Below are 12,770 nucleotides of genomic sequence, written 5' to 3'. Positions count from 1 at the left end.
CCTGCGACGGCGGTGGACGGCCTCTCGACCGGTACGACCGGTCGCGGGGCCGTCGGCGTTCCCGGGGCCGACCCTCAGCGCGGGAGCGCGTCGAGCCAGCGGCCGACCAAGGTGCGGACGGTGCCGGCGGCCTCGACCTGGGGGTTGTGGCCGACCCCGTCGAGGACGGCGGCGGCCATCCGGGGGTAGTGGTCGAGCAGGGCGAGCTGGTCGCGCCAGCCGACCAGGGCGTCCTGCCGGGTGGTGACCAGCAGGTGGCGGCCACGGTGCCGCGCGGCCCGGTGCTCGGGCCAGTGCGGCAGCAGGAAGTCGGCTTCGAGCTCGGCGGCGGCCGCCCGGTCGTGCGCCTCCCAGCCGGGCCGGACGTACCGCTGGAACAGCTCCCAACTCGGGCCGGTGTGGCGGGCCATGACGTACCGGAACAGGTCGCGGTCGGCCGCCGGGAGCCGGGCGAGGAGGTCCTCGTCGCGTTCGACCACGGACTCCTCCGGCAGGTCGCGGTCGGCACCCCAGCGCACCACCGGCACCAGCAGCGCCGAGCCCAGCACCTGCTCGCCGAAGCGCGCGGTCACCGCCCGGGCCAGCTGGCCGCCGAAGGACTGCCCGACCACGGCGAAGGGCCGCCCGCCGACCCGGGCCTCGATCCACTCGGAGAGCACCTCGGCCAGGGCGGCCGCCGAGGTCGGGCCCGGCAGCCGGGGGCTGGCGCCGTGGCCGGGGAGGTCGACGTAGAGGCGCCGCCAGCCGGGGCGGTCGGCGAAGGCGGGTTCGAGCGGGAGCAGGACGCGGTGGTCGACGGTGTAGCCGTGGATCAGGACGATCGGGGTGCCGTCGCCGAAGGCGGTGTGGTGGATCGCGGGGGCGGTCGTGTCGGTCGGGTCGGTCGCGGCGACGGCGTCGTTCAGGTCGGTCGTGTCGGTCATGACGGCAGCGTCCAACCCTGACACCCGTGGCAAGGTCAAGCCGTCGAGTCCGGGTGGTGGATCAGGAGAGGCCCTTGACCACGTCCAGGTACTCCCGGATGGCGTCCCGGTTGCGCGTCAGGCACAGGATCCGGCGGGTCATCCGGTCCGTCTCGGACTCCAGGGTGGCGAGCATCTCCGGTGTGGCGTCGGCGAAGTGGATCGTCCGCGGGGCGTCCAGGCAGGGCAGGATCTGCTTGATGATCCGGGTCGGCAGCCCCGCGTCCAGCAGCCCGCGGATCTGCAGCACCCGGTCCACGAGGTACTCGTCGTACGCGCGGTAGCCGTTCGCCTCACGGCGCGGTGTGATCAGCCCCTGCTGCTCGTAGTAGCGCAGCAGGCGCGGAGTGGTCTCCGCCCGCCGGGCGAGCTCGCCGATGCGCATGTGTGACCACCCTCACCCCTGGCCGGCGCCATCCCGGCTGGACCTTGACACGAATGTCAACGATAGACGATCGGGCCCATGCCCACTCCCGAACTCCGCGCCCCCGCACAGCCGGTGACCCCCGCACCGAGGCTGCCCTGGCCCGCTCTGCTGGCCATGAGCACCGCCGGATTCGTCACGATCATGACCGAGGCCCTGCCCGCCGGAGTACTGCCCGCGATGAGCGCCGACCTCGGCGTCGGCCAGTCCGCCGCCGGGCAGTCCGTCACCCTCTACGCCGTCGGCTCCATCGCGGCCGCCATCCCGCTGACCGCCGTCACCGGCCGCCTGCCGCGCAAGCGCCTGCTGCTGGTCGCCGTCGGCGGCTTCGCCGCGGCCAACGCCGTCACCGCCGTCTCACCCGACTACCCGCTCACCATGGCCGCCCGGTTCGCGGCCGGCCTGGTCGCGGGACTGCTCTGGGCGCTACTGGCCGGGTACGCCCGGGGCATCGTCGCGCCGGAACAGCGCGGACGGGCGATGGCCGTCGCCATGGCCGGCTCGACCGTCGCCCTGTCGGTGGGCGTACCCGCCGGCACCCTGCTCGCCGGCCTGGTGGGCTGGCGGGTCACCTTCGGGCTGATGAGCGTGATCGCCGTGGCACTGGCCGGCTGGATGCTGCTCGCGCTCCCGCCACTGCCCGGCCGCGCCAACCAGGCCCGCGTCCCCGTCCGGCAGGTGCTGCGGACGCCGGGCGTGGCCACCGTCCTGGCCGTCACCGCGACCTTCGTGCTCGCCCACAACGTCCTCTACACGTACGTCGCCGCCCTGCTCGCGCCGCTGGGGCTCGACGGCCGGACGGACACCGTCCTGCTCGTCATCGGACTGTCCTCGCTGGTGAGCATCCTCGGCACCGGCGCCCTGATCGACCGGTACCTGCGCCCCCTGACCATCGCCGCCTCCGTCCTCCTCGCGGCCGCGGCCCTGCTCCTCGCCGCCGCCCTGCTCGGCTCGACCGGCCGGCCCGCCTACGCCGCCGCCGCGCTCTGGGGCCTCGGCTTCGGCGGCGCCGCCACCCTCCTCCAGACCGCCGTCGCCGACGCGGCCGGCCCGGCCGGGGACATCGCCCAGTCGCTGCTCGTCACCTGCTGGAACCTCGGCATCGCCATCGGCGGCCTGGCCGGCGGCCTCCTCCTCGACCACACCGGGCCGACCGCCCTGCCCTGGTCCGCCCTCGTCCTGCTGGCCGCCGCCCTCGCCACCACCATCGGCGGGCGCCGGCACGGGTTCCCGGGGCATGGCGGCACTCGTTCGTGTGAAATCGACGCACATTCCTCGTGATCGCCGCACGCTTGGCTCTACCGTGAGTCGTATGGCAGCCAGAGTCCCCATCCGACAGCTCCAGCAGCACGCCAGCGAGTTGATCGACCGGGTCGCGGCCGGCGAACGCGTGGAGATCACCCGCAACGGGCGGCTGATCGCCGTCCTCGCGCCGCCCGACCCGGAACAGCGGGTGCTGGAGGACCTCGTTCGAGACGGCACGATCACCCCCGAGAACGCCGCCACCGCGCGTGGCCTGGCCGAGTGGACGTTGCCCGAATCCGGCGCCGGGCTCGCGTCGGCCGCCGACGCCCTGCACGCCATGCGGGAGGAGGAAGGCCATTGATCTACCTCGACTCACGCGCGATCCTCAAACTTCTGGTACCTGAGGACGAATCCACCGCACTGCGCACGTTCCTCTCCTCGCACGGCTCCGAGGGCCACGCGACCAGCGCGCTGGCCCAGGTCGAGGTGCCGCGCGCGCTGATCCGGGTCGGTGCACCACAGGAGTTGCTGGACGCGTCGGTGGACCTGCTCGACCGGCTTCTCCGCGTCCGGCTCTCCGATCCCGTCCTCAGGGCCGCCTGCCAGTTCCCCACCCGACACCTCCGCACCCTCGACGCCATCCACCTCGCCACTGCCGAGCACCTCGAGCACGCGCTCACCGCCTTCGTCACCTACGACAAGCGCCTGGCCGACGCAGCCGAGGAGCGAGACCTGCCAGTCGTCGCGCCCGGACGGCCGACCGACTCCCGGTAAGCGGGCATCCGGGCGCCCTTGGCCACGTCGGCGCCGGACGGTGGCACCGGCGGGCGGTGACCGGCTCGCTGCCGCGCTTCCACGAAACCAGGCAGTGATACCGACGTCGTAGCCGCGGTCGGGGAACAACCGCCACGGCCGTTGGCGCGGCCGACCGGTCCTCCCGTGGATGCGCGGAATCGCGTGCGGCAGCGGCAGCGGCAGCAGCCGGGTGACGTCGTGGCGGTGGCCGGCGGTGTGCCCCGGCCGGCGGTGACCACGTGATGCTTCAAGCGGCCGGGCGCGGCCGCTCCCTGGCCTGGTGCCGGTCCCCGCGGTCGGCGCCGGCAGGTCATGCCCGAGCCGAAGCCGGGCTCCCGCGGCGGCCAATCCCCTTGGATCCCGGTATGCGACACGAACAGGCTCCCCTGCGGACAGCCCCGGTCGCCCAGCGGCCGACGGCCGGGCTTGCGAAGCCGGTGCGGCCGCACCGGTAGCAGCGGCTCGGCCCGGCCACGGCGGTCTCTGCCCCGCAGGGCTTCCGTCCCTACGCCCCCGTCGCCAGGGAGGCGACGAAGCGGTCCAGGCGGGAGGTGACCTGCCGCAGGACGTCGATCGAGCCCAGGGGGTCGTCCGGCAGCTCCAGACCGTGGTCGGCGGCGGGTACTTCGAGGACCTCGTGTCCGGTCGATTCGGCGATCCGGCGGTCCCACAGCTTGTCGGCGCCGCCGCCGACGAGGAGGGTCGGGGCTTCGGCGCGGGCGAGGGCGCGGGCGACCGGCTCGGAGGTCAGGACGGGGGTCAGCCAGGCTGCGGCGAGGCCGCGGTCGGCGGCGACGCCGCAGGCGAAGGAGGCCAGGGACTTGCCGACGAGCAGGCGGCAGGCGCCGCGCTCGGCGTCGACGGCCTCGGCGACCTGCCGCTCGACCCAGGCGGTCCGGTCCTCCGGCTCGAACGCTCGGAACTCGTCCGGGAGTTGCCACCACAGCTCCTGGACCGTCCAGCCGTGCCGGAGGAGCACCGAGCGGGCGAAGTGGAGGAGGGGCCTGGCGGGCGTGTACCCGACGCCCGGGACGACGAGCGCGACGCGGTCGGGGGCTCCGTCGAAGCGGGTGGGGACGGCGAGCGGGGAGGGATCCGGCATGGGCGCAGGGTACGTGGCCGGTCTCTGTGACGTGATGTCAACCCTGACCATCGTCAGGGGCATTGCTTGACTTTCGGGTCGGGTGCCAAGGGGGTCTCGGCCTCTACCGTCCGGACCATGACGTACACGGACAGGGATTCGAGGCAGACCGGCGCCACCAGGGCCATCGCCAGGCCCAGGGCCAAACCCGGAGTGAGGCCCAGGCCCGTCCTCGCCGTGGCCCTGCTCTGCGCGGGGGCCGGGGTGGTGGCGTGGCTGGCGCCGGAGCGGGGTGGCGGGGCGGGGCCGGTGCGGGTGTCGGCCGGGTGGTCGGCCGGCGGCTACCGGCGGGTGGCGGAAGCCGTCGGCGAGGCCCCGCACGCGATGGCTTCGCTGCTGGAGCCGGCCACCGAGGTCGGGCTGCTGGTGCTGGGTCTCCTGCTGGCGTTCTGCTGGTGGACGGCCCGGGCCCGGCGGGCCACCGGGGTGGTCGCGGCGGTGGCGCTGGTCGGGCTGGGCACGGTGCTGGCCTACGGGGCGAGCGAGGTGCTGAAGGTGGTCCTCGACGAGGAGCGGCCCTGCCGGGCGCTCACCGGGCTGCCGGGCACGGCGGTCGCCGCGTGTCCGCCGCCGGGCGACTGGTCCTTCCCCAGCAACCACGCCACCCTGGCGGTCGCGCTGGCCACGGGGCTGGTGCTGCTGCGCCCGCGCTGGGCGGTGCTGGTCATACCCGTCGGCGGCGCCACGGCAGCGCTGCGGGTGGCGGCCGGGGTGCACTACCCGCACGACGTGATCGCCGGTGCCGCACTCGGCGGCACGGTCACGGCGGCGGCGGTCCTCGCCCTGCGGCCGGCGGCCACCACCGCCGTGACGGCGCTGGCCGGGGTCCTGGTCCTCGGGCGGCTGCTGTCGGCACCGCCGATACCGTCGGGCGCGGGCTCGGGCTCAGGCGCGGCCCCGGGCTCGGGCACCGCCCCGGGCGCGGCGGCCTCAGTCCCGTGGACCGCCCGCGCAGGTCGCGCCGAGGGTCAGTCCGGCCTCGTGCGCGAGGACGGCGGCGGCCGCCCGATTGGCCACGCCCAACCGGGCCAGGATGGAGCTCACATGGGCCTTCACGGTGCCTTCCACCACCCCCAGCCGACGGGCGATCTGACCGTTGGACAGCCCGGCGGCGATCAGCGTCAGCACATCCCGTTCCCGGGTGGTCAGGGCGGCCACCTGCTCCCGGGCGCCGGCACGCCGGTCGGCGGGGCCGCCGGCCCCGGTGGCGGCCAGGTGGGCGACCACCCGGGCGGCCACTTTGGGTGACAGGTAGGCCGCCCCTCCGGCCACCGCGTGCACCCCGGCGAGCAGTTCCTCGGGCTCGCCGGACTTGATCAGGAAGCCGTTCGCGCCGCCGCTGAGCGCGCGCAGGATGTAGTCGTCCTCACCGAAGGTGGTCAGCATGAGTACTCCGGTGGCCAGGCCGTTCCGGCGGATCTCGGCGGCGGCCGTGATGCCGTCCGTCCCGGGCATCCGGATGTCCAGTACGGCGACGTCCGGCCGGTGGCGCCGGACCAGTTCGACGGCCTCCCGGCCGTCCCCGGTCTCGGCGACGATCTCGATGCCCGGGTCGGTGGCGAGCACCGCGCGCAGTCCCGCGCGGATCATGGGCTCGTCGTCGGCGAGCAGCACCCGGATCGGTGCGGTGGTCATCGGCGGCTCCTGTCGGTCGCTCGGTACGGAGGTGCTGGGGAAAGGGAGTTGCGGCGGGAGCGCGGGAGGTGGAAGGCCGGAAGCCAGGGCTTCAGGAGACGAGCACGTCCCGCGAGACCAGCCGGGAGTCCTGGAAGCAGAGCCGGTAGGCATCGCCGGCCCGGTCCACGAACAGCTGGGCGGTGATGGCGTAGTACGCGCACGAGACCCCTTCCCCCGGCGGCGGCGCGGGCGTCGCCGGCCCGCTCGGCGGGCGGTACGGCAGCCGGTGGCCCGGCAGCAGACGCTCGACGGAGGCCTGGTCCTGCCCCACCTGGAGGGCGGCGTAGACCTCCGGGTCCAGCACCGACAGGCTGACCACGTAGAGCGTCCATACTCGCAGCGCCACGGTCAGCAGTACGGCCGTCCCCAGCGGGACGAGCACCACGGCGGCCAGCGTACGGCCCACCCTGCGCCGCGCCCGTCGCAGCTCGCGCACCGGCGACGACGGGGCGGCGGGCGGCATCGGGACGGGCCCGACGGCGCGGCGCGGCAGAGTGGCCGCGACCTCGAACCCGCCGTCCGGGCGGGCCCCGTGGGCGAAGGTGCCGCCCGCGAGCCGGACCCGCTCGGCCAGCCCGACCAGGCCGCGGCCACCGGTGGGCGGCACGGCAGGCGTCGAGGCGGACCTTCCGGCGGGTGCGGCGGACGTGCCGACGAACGCTCCGGTGAACGTTCCGGTGGGCGTTGCGCCGCGCGGGGTTGACGCAGGTGCCGAGCCCGTCGCCCGGGCGACGGTGAGCGCGGGCGCAGGTGCGGGCATGGGCGCGGACGCGGGCACGGGCGCAGGTGCGGGCATGGGCACGGCCGCGGGCACAGGCGCGGGGCCGTTGGCCACCCGGAGGCGGGCGCCGTCGGCCGAGTACGCCACCTCCACGGTGACGGCCGCTCGTGGTGCGTGCTTGGCGACGTTGGTCAGCGCCTCCTGCACCACCCGGTACGCGGCGTGCTCGGTGGCGCGCGGGAGTCCGTCCGGCTCACCGGTGATCTCCGAGCGGACGTCCAGGCCGGCGGCGGCCGCCTCGGCGACCAGATGCGGGATGTCCGAGTCGGCCGGTCCGTGGGCCGCGCGGGCGGCGGCGCCGCTCTCGTCCCCGTCGCGCAGGATGCCGATCACCTCGCCGAGCCGGTCGACGGCGGCGGCCGCGCCCGCCCGGATCTCCTGGACGGCCTCCCGGTGGGGCGGGGCCAGGTCGGGGGCGAGCTTGAGGGCCCCCGCGCGCAGGGCGATCAGGCTGAGGTCGTGGCCGAGGGCGTCGTGCATGTCCTGGGCGATCCGGGCCCGTTCGCGCAGTCGGGCCTGCTCGGCGACGAGTTGCTGCTCGCGCTCCAGCCGCTCGGCCCGCTCCCACCCGGCGCGCACGAGTTCCTGCGACTGCCGCCAGAACCGGCCCAGCAGCCAGGGGCCCATCCCGGTGCTCACGGCGAGCGCGACGAACCGCAGCCCCAGGACGATCCAGGAGGGCACCGCCCCGACCACCAGTACCCCGGCCGCGACCAGCACTGCGAACACCACCGCCGCCGGTCGCACCCGTTGCATCCGCAGCCCGGCCAGGAAGGAGAATCCGATCGCCGGCAGCGCCCACCAGAGGCTCGTGACACCGAGCCCGATACACACCGACGCCACCACGGGCAGCGCCGCCCCACTCATCCGCATGCCCACGACCCTACGAGGGCCGCCGCCGCACCGGATCTGTCGAAAGTCATGCCCGAGGCGCTCCACCCGGCACCCCGAGCCCCATTCCCCGGCCCCGGCCCCGGCCCCGGCCCCGAAAAATAGTAGCCATGGACATAGTAGCTATGTACTGTATTTGCCGTGAGTTCAACAGCTGAGGGCGCCACCGCAGGATTCCTGGTCTGGCGCCTGTCGATGAAGTGGCGGGTGGCGGTCGACCGGGCGGTCGCACCGCTGGGTCTGACGCACGCCCAGTACGCGGTGCTGGCCTCCCTGTACGGCATGTCGCGCTCCGGGCTGCGCCCCAGCCAGCGCCGCCTCGCCGACCACACGGGCCTCGAAGCGCTCTACGTCTCCAAGCTCGCCCGCGCCCTGGAGGCCGCCGGGCTGGTGGCCCGCACCCGGGACCCGGACGACCCGCGCGCCATGCAGCTGTCGCTCACCGAGCAGGGCAGCGACGTCACCCGCCGCGCGATCACGGTGGTCCAGGGCCTCCTGGACCAGCTGCTGGCGCCACTCGGCGGCCAGGACAGCCCCCGCGCCCGGGAGTTCACCCGCGAACTGGCCGCCCTGCTCGACGCACCTCTGGATCCGCCGCACGCCGAGACCGTCGAGAACGCCGAGGAGCCGTCATGACCACCGCCGCCGCGCCCGACACCGCCACCAACACCGCCACCACGGCCAACGCCGCACCGGCCACGGCCCCCACGGCCCCCACGGCCCCCACAGCCCCCACCGCCGTCAACGGCCGGGTCATCGCCCTGGCCCACTACGCGGCGCGCGCCCTCCTGGAGGGCGTGCTGGACCGCCACGGAGCCACCTTCCACCAGAGCGTGACGCTCCGGGTCGTCACGGTCGCGGGCGGCTCCATCGCCCGGGACGCGCTCGTCCGCGACGTCACCGGGTCGCTGAAGGCCGAGGAGTCGGTCGTCCATGGCGTGATCGGGGAACTGACCTCCGCCGGGCTGCTGTCGCAGGACCCGGCGGAGGCGTCCCGGCTGCACCTCACGGCGGCCGGCCGCGAACTGTACGAGCGCACCACCACCGAGGCCGCCGGGATCACCGCCCGCTTGTACGCCGGCATCCCGGCCGAGGACCTCGCCGTCGCGGGCCGCGTCCTGGCGCTGGTCACGGAGCGCGCGAACGCCGAACAGGCCCACCCCTGACGCCCCGTACGGTCGCCGGAACAGTCGGCCGTCGCGACGGTCTGCCGTCCCGACCGCCCGACTGTTCCGGCTGTTCCGGCTGTTCCGACGACTCGGGTGCGACCGCCCTACGCCCGTGAGATAAAGGTTGGACGCATTCGAACGGGGGGAAGGTGACGGCATGGTCTTCGTCACGGTGTTCCTGGTCGCGCTCGTCGGCGCCATCGTCGGTGCCACGGCCTTCCTGGTACTCCGGGAACGCGCGCGGCGGCACCAGTCCGACAACGCCGAGGGAATGCTGATCGAACAGCACCGGACGGCTCACGCCACGCGCATGCGGGCGACGTACTCCAGCGTGTCCGTCCACCACGGGAACGGTGTGATCGGCGACGAGGGGAACCACCACCGCTCCTGACCGCTCACGGCCCGGCCACCAGCTCAGCGACACAGGGCGGCTATCACCTCAGCGACACAGGACGGCTACCAGCTCAGCGGCACAGGGCGGCGTCGACGACGCCTTCGAGGTGCCGGGTGACGGCGTAGTCGGCCGGGATGGTGGTCATCGCGATGTTCACGGCACGGCCGTCGTCGGTGGCGCCGCCCCGGGTCTCGTAGCCCGGGATGTCGCCGCCGTGCCCCCAGTAGACCCCGCCGCAGGTGAGTGTCCGGCTGAAGATGCCCAGTCCGGCGGCCATGCCGTCGCCGACCGGGACAGTGGTGCGCATCTGGGCGAGTTGGGCCGCGGGCAGCAGGCGGTCCGGGACCAGCAGTTCGGTGAAGAAGCGGTTGAGGTCCGAGTTGGTGGAGATCATCTGCCCGGCCGCCCAGGCCGCCGACGGGTCCAGCTCCGTGAAGTCGGTCAGCGGCGCGTCGGCGGAATCCCTTCGGTAGCCCTTGGGGTGGGCCTCCCGGATCGTCCGGTCGCCCACGGCCGGGAAGTAGGTGTGCCGCAGCCCGATGCGCCGGATGATCCGCCGGTCGATCTCCTCGGCGATCGGCCGTCCGGTCACCCGCTGGACGATCAGGCCGGCCAGCACGTAGTTGGTGCTGCTGTAGCCGAACTTCTCCCCGGGCGCGAAGGCGGGCTTCTGCCCGAAGGCCATGTCCAGCAGCTCCCGGGGCTCGAAGTACCGGGTCCGCAGGGCGGTTTCCTCCAGCAGCCCCTCGTAGTCGGGCAGTCCGCTGGTGTGCTGGAGCAGCTGCCGGACGGTGATGCCGTGCCCGTCGATGCCCTCGCCGCGGACCAGGCCGGGGAGGTACGTGTCGACGGAGGCGTCGAGGTCGACCTTCCCCTCCCCGACCAGCTGGAGCACGACGACGGCGGTGAAGGTCTTGGTGTTGCTGCCGATCCGCACCTGCCCGTCGACGGGGACCTTGGCGCCGGTGGCCAGGTCCCCCACCCCCGCGGTGTAGTCGCGGGTCCGGCCGCGCCCGTCCCGGACGGTCGCGAGCGCGGCGGGTATCCCGTCCGTCCGCACCAGCGCGTTCAGTCCCTGCTGCACGGCGTCCGAAGAAGCCGCGGCCGGCGCGGCCGCCGGTGCCGCCATGGCGGACGGTGCCGACGCCCCGACGGCCGCGACGGCCCCGACGGTCGAGAGCGTGAGGGCGAGTGCCATGTGGCGGATGCGCGAACGACGCACGGGTCAACTCCTGTGGAATCGTGGGGGGTAGGAAACCCCCGGTCACGATCGCCAGTCTGTCCGCGCGACGGCCGGCCGACCTCCCCCGATCGAGGGAGCACCTTTCCCTCCCGACTCCCCTCCGACGCCCCTCCGACGCCCCTCCGGCTCTCCTCCGACATCAGGGCCGAGTCCGACGCCCCTCCGGCATCAGGGCCGAGCGGGCCCGCGCAGCGGCAGCGTCCGGCTGTAGACGACGCTCGTCGTGGTGCTGCCGAAGCCGGCCAGCTCGTCCACCAGGGTCTCCAGGTGCTCCATGGAGGTCGCCGCCACCTTGAGGGTGTAGCAGTCGTCGCCGGTGGTCCGCAGGCACTCCAGGACCTCCCGCCGCTCGGCGAGCAGTCGCCGCAGCGGCTCGTGCCGGTTGCCCGGGTACTTCAGCCGGACGACGGCGAGCACCGGGTAGCCGACCTTCGCCAGGTCCACCGTCGCGTGGTAGCCGGTGATGACGCCCAGCGACTCCAGGTTCCGCACCCGTTCCGTGGTCGCCGACGGGCTGAGGGACACCCGCCGCCCCAGCTCGCTGAGCGAGATGCGGGCCTCCTGTTGCAGCTGTTCGATGATCGCCCAGTCGGTGTCGTCAAGATTCACGGCCATGGCGCGAATCTACCGGGAAATCCCCGGCGATCCGCAGGTGACAGAGGGAGGATGCCGTTCCGTCCGCCATGATCACGGGGATAGCCTCGATCCATGCAACTTGGCGTCAACGTACCGAACTTCGGCCCCGGGACCGACCCCGGCGTGCTGCGCGAGTGGGCCCGGACCGCGGAGGGCCTCGGCTTCGACCTCCTCATGGTGTCGGACCACGTCGCGGTGACCCCGGACGTGGCCGAGCGGTACCCGGAGCCGTTCTACGAGCCGTTCACCACGCTGTCCTGGCTCGCCGGGATCGCCCCCGGCCTACGGCTGGGCACGACCGTCCTCGTCCTGCCCTACCGGCACCCGCTGCTGGTGGCGCGGACGGCGAGCACCCTCGACCGGCTCAGCGGCGGCCGGTTCGTCCTGGGCGTGGGGATCGGCTGGGCGCGCCGGGAGTTCGAGGCCCTCGGCGTGCCGTTCGGCGCCCGCGGCAGACTGACCGACGAGTACCTGGCCACGCTGCGCGACACCTGGGCGGGCGATTCGGGCCACCGGCCGGTACCGGTGTGGGTCGGCGGCCACAGCGAGGCGGCGCTGCGCCGGGCGGTCCGGTTCGGCGACGCCTGGCACCCGCTACGGCTCCCCGTCGCCCGGATGCGGTCGGTCCTGGCCGAGCACCGGCTGCCGGGGTTCGCCCCCCGCATCGCCCTGCGGCTGACCACCGCACCGGTCGACGACCCCGAACGGCCCGCCGGCGTCGGCACCCTCGACCAGGTCCTCGACGACCTGCGCCAGTTGCGCGACCTCGGGGCCGAGACCGTCGTGTTCGACCCCTACCACGGCGATCCGGAGGACACCCGTCGTCCGCGGCAGGCCTGGCGGACCCTCACCACCGTCGCCACCCACTGGAGGACCGCGTGATCACCGAAGCCGACGAGGCCCTGCTGCGCCGCGCCATCGCCCTCGCCGCCAACGCGGTCGCCCTCGGCGACGCCCCGTACGGCTCGCTGCTGGCCGGCCCGGACGACGAGGTCCTCGCCGAGGCCCACAACACCGTCCGGCGCGACGACGACATCACGGCCCACCCCGAACTGAAGCTCGCCCGCTGGGCCGCCCGCGAACTCACCCCGGGCGCCGCCGCGCGCACCACGATGTACACCAGCTGCCAGCCCTGCGGCATGTGCGAAGGGGGCATCCTCCGCTCCGGCATCGGCCGGGTCGTGTACGCGCTCGCCACCGAGCAACTCGTCGAGCTCAACCCCGACTCGGGCGCCTGGCCGGCGGTGCCGACGGACGGCCCCGCCCTGCCCGAGGAGGCCCGGGCCCCGGTCGCGGCCTACTACCGGCGCACCTGACCACCGGCCCCCGCGCCGAATCCGCTCCCGGCCGCCCGCACTCCGGCGAGGAATGTCAGTGGCACCGGGGACACTCGGTGGCCCGCGCCGTCGAGC

At 74.4% G+C, this 12,770-nt stretch carries 16 protein-coding genes and 1 pseudogene; 9 read left to right on the top strand and 8 right to left on the bottom strand.

The window, feature by feature from the left end; genetic code table 11:
• Nucleotides 1–74 precede the first annotated feature (74 nt).
• Together ACFCY1_RS27840 and ACFCY1_RS27835 are read right to left on the bottom strand one after the other, a co-directional pair.
• Complete coding sequence (locus tag ACFCY1_RS27840; RefSeq protein ID WP_375876413.1) at nt 75–923, bottom strand: alpha/beta fold hydrolase; 849 nt, start codon at nt 921–923, stop codon at nt 75–77.
• 61 nt (nt 924–984) lie between these two features.
• Nucleotides 985–1,347, bottom strand: coding sequence for a MerR family transcriptional regulator (locus ACFCY1_RS27835; RefSeq protein WP_074000745.1), 363 nt, complete (start codon nt 1,345–1,347; stop codon nt 985–987).
• Between the two features lie 78 nt (nt 1,348–1,425).
• On the opposite strand from ACFCY1_RS27835, the gene ACFCY1_RS27830 reads away from it, so the two are divergent.
• From ACFCY1_RS27830 to ACFCY1_RS27820, 3 genes are read left to right on the top strand one after another with little or no spacing between them, the layout of a single operon-like run.
• Nucleotides 1,426–2,667 carry an MFS transporter gene (locus tag ACFCY1_RS27830; RefSeq protein ID WP_375876412.1) on the top strand — a complete coding sequence of 414 codons (1,242 nt, stop codon included), beginning with the start codon at nt 1,426–1,428 and terminating at the stop codon, nt 2,665–2,667.
• A gap of 31 nt (nt 2,668–2,698) precedes the next feature.
• Entirely contained in the window at nt 2,699–2,992 is a 294-nt protein-coding gene (locus ACFCY1_RS27825) for a type II toxin-antitoxin system Phd/YefM family antitoxin (RefSeq protein ID WP_375876411.1), read from the top strand.
• On the top strand, nt 2,989–3,405 hold the full coding sequence (locus ACFCY1_RS27820; RefSeq protein ID WP_375876410.1) for a type II toxin-antitoxin system VapC family toxin: 417 nt from the start codon (nt 2,989–2,991) through the stop codon (nt 3,403–3,405). Before ACFCY1_RS27825 ends, ACFCY1_RS27820 begins: the two co-directional genes overlap by 4 nt.
• A gap of 526 nt (nt 3,406–3,931) precedes the next feature.
• Here ACFCY1_RS27820 and ACFCY1_RS27815 read toward each other — a convergent pair.
• Nucleotides 3,932–4,528 carry an alpha/beta hydrolase gene (locus ACFCY1_RS27815; protein ID WP_375876409.1) on the bottom strand — a complete coding sequence of 199 codons (597 nt, stop codon included), beginning with the start codon at nt 4,526–4,528 and terminating at the stop codon, nt 3,932–3,934.
• A gap of 320 nt (nt 4,529–4,848) precedes the next feature.
• Entirely contained in the window at nt 4,849–5,028 is a 180-nt protein-coding gene (locus tag ACFCY1_RS27810) for a hypothetical protein (protein WP_375876430.1), read from the bottom strand.
• Between ACFCY1_RS27810 and ACFCY1_RS27805 the strand changes: the two are divergent.
• Nucleotides 4,994–5,287 (top strand): annotated as a pseudogene (locus tag ACFCY1_RS27805) (phosphatase PAP2 family protein); the annotation flags it as partial. The gene ACFCY1_RS27810 and the pseudogene ACFCY1_RS27805 overlap by 35 nt on opposite strands.
• A gap of 210 nt (nt 5,288–5,497) precedes the next feature.
• Here ACFCY1_RS27805 and ACFCY1_RS27800 read toward each other — a convergent pair.
• On the bottom strand, nt 5,498–6,202 hold the full coding sequence (locus ACFCY1_RS27800) for a response regulator transcription factor (RefSeq protein ID WP_074000739.1): 705 nt from the start codon (nt 6,200–6,202) through the stop codon (nt 5,498–5,500).
• 91 nt (nt 6,203–6,293) lie between these two features.
• Nucleotides 6,294–7,898 (bottom strand): sensor histidine kinase, encoded by a 1,605-nt coding sequence (locus tag ACFCY1_RS27795; RefSeq protein ID WP_375876408.1) that lies wholly within the window; start codon nt 7,896–7,898, stop codon nt 6,294–6,296.
• Between the two features lie 159 nt (nt 7,899–8,057).
• Here ACFCY1_RS27795 and ACFCY1_RS27790 point away from each other — a divergent pair, with 159 nt between their 5' ends.
• The 3 genes from ACFCY1_RS27790 (at nt 8,058) to ACFCY1_RS27780 (ending at nt 9,476) form a co-directional block, all read left to right on the top strand.
• Nucleotides 8,058–8,552, top strand: coding sequence for a MarR family winged helix-turn-helix transcriptional regulator (locus tag ACFCY1_RS27790; RefSeq protein WP_375876407.1), 495 nt, complete (start codon nt 8,058–8,060; stop codon nt 8,550–8,552).
• On the top strand, nt 8,549–9,082 hold the full coding sequence (locus tag ACFCY1_RS27785; RefSeq protein WP_375876406.1) for a MarR family transcriptional regulator: 534 nt from the start codon (nt 8,549–8,551) through the stop codon (nt 9,080–9,082). The genes ACFCY1_RS27790 and ACFCY1_RS27785 overlap by 4 nt, the downstream gene beginning before the upstream one ends.
• Nucleotides 9,083–9,242: 160 nt before the next feature.
• Nucleotides 9,243–9,476 (top strand): hypothetical protein, encoded by a 234-nt coding sequence (locus ACFCY1_RS27780; protein ID WP_049656043.1) that lies wholly within the window; start codon nt 9,243–9,245, stop codon nt 9,474–9,476.
• Nucleotides 9,477–9,549: 73 nt separating this feature from the next.
• Here the strand turns inward: ACFCY1_RS27780 and ACFCY1_RS27775 are convergent, their stop codons facing one another.
• Together ACFCY1_RS27775 and ACFCY1_RS27770 are read right to left on the bottom strand one after the other, a co-directional pair.
• Nucleotides 9,550–10,677, bottom strand: coding sequence for a serine hydrolase domain-containing protein (locus ACFCY1_RS27775; protein WP_375876429.1), 1,128 nt, complete (start codon nt 10,675–10,677; stop codon nt 9,550–9,552).
• Nucleotides 10,678–10,890: 213 nt separating this feature from the next.
• On the bottom strand, nt 10,891–11,337 hold the full coding sequence (locus ACFCY1_RS27770) for an Lrp/AsnC family transcriptional regulator (protein WP_074000737.1): 447 nt from the start codon (nt 11,335–11,337) through the stop codon (nt 10,891–10,893).
• A 93-nt stretch (nt 11,338–11,430) separates the two neighbouring features.
• Between ACFCY1_RS27770 and ACFCY1_RS27765 the strand changes: the two genes are divergently transcribed.
• Both ACFCY1_RS27765 and ACFCY1_RS27760 read left to right on the top strand, forming a co-directional pair.
• On the top strand, nt 11,431–12,240 hold the full coding sequence (locus ACFCY1_RS27765; RefSeq protein WP_375876405.1) for an LLM class flavin-dependent oxidoreductase: 810 nt from the start codon (nt 11,431–11,433) through the stop codon (nt 12,238–12,240).
• On the top strand, nt 12,237–12,674 hold the full coding sequence (locus ACFCY1_RS27760; RefSeq protein WP_375876404.1) for a nucleoside deaminase: 438 nt from the start codon (nt 12,237–12,239) through the stop codon (nt 12,672–12,674). The genes ACFCY1_RS27765 and ACFCY1_RS27760 overlap by 4 nt, the downstream gene beginning before the upstream one ends.
• Nucleotides 12,675–12,770 lie beyond the last annotated feature (96 nt).

Source organism: Kitasatospora sp. NPDC056273 (assembly GCF_042268845.1).
In the GTDB taxonomy this organism is placed as follows: Bacteria; Actinomycetota; Actinomycetes; order Streptomycetales; family Streptomycetaceae; genus Kitasatospora.
The sequence above is the reverse complement of the archived record's forward strand: the minus strand, read 5'-3'. Positions and strand labels throughout refer to the sequence as shown.

Coding starts and splice junctions, on each gene's coding strand:
- ACFCY1_RS27840 (WP_375876413.1), bottom strand. CDS start 923: ATGACCGACACGACCGACCTGAACGACGCCGTCGCCGCGACCGACCCG.
- ACFCY1_RS27835 (WP_074000745.1), bottom strand. CDS start 1,347: ATGCGCATCGGCGAGCTCGCCCGGCGGGCGGAGACCACTCCGCGCCTG.
- ACFCY1_RS27830 (WP_375876412.1), top strand. CDS start 1,426: ATGCCCACTCCCGAACTCCGCGCCCCCGCACAGCCGGTGACCCCCGCA.
- ACFCY1_RS27825 (WP_375876411.1), top strand. CDS start 2,699: ATGGCAGCCAGAGTCCCCATCCGACAGCTCCAGCAGCACGCCAGCGAG.
- ACFCY1_RS27815 (WP_375876409.1), bottom strand. CDS start 4,528: ATGCCGGATCCCTCCCCGCTCGCCGTCCCCACCCGCTTCGACGGAGCC.
- ACFCY1_RS27800 (WP_074000739.1), bottom strand. CDS start 6,202: ATGACCACCGCACCGATCCGGGTGCTGCTCGCCGACGACGAGCCCATG.
- ACFCY1_RS27795 (WP_375876408.1), bottom strand. CDS start 7,898: ATGCGGATGAGTGGGGCGGCGCTGCCCGTGGTGGCGTCGGTGTGTATC.
- ACFCY1_RS27785 (WP_375876406.1), top strand. CDS start 8,549: ATGACCACCGCCGCCGCGCCCGACACCGCCACCAACACCGCCACCACG.
- ACFCY1_RS27780 (WP_049656043.1), top strand. CDS start 9,243: ATGGTCTTCGTCACGGTGTTCCTGGTCGCGCTCGTCGGCGCCATCGTC.
- ACFCY1_RS27775 (WP_375876429.1), bottom strand. CDS start 10,677: ATGGCACTCGCCCTCACGCTCTCGACCGTCGGGGCCGTCGCGGCCGTC.
- ACFCY1_RS27770 (WP_074000737.1), bottom strand. CDS start 11,337: ATGGCCGTGAATCTTGACGACACCGACTGGGCGATCATCGAACAGCTG.
- ACFCY1_RS27765 (WP_375876405.1), top strand. CDS start 11,431: ATGCAACTTGGCGTCAACGTACCGAACTTCGGCCCCGGGACCGACCCC.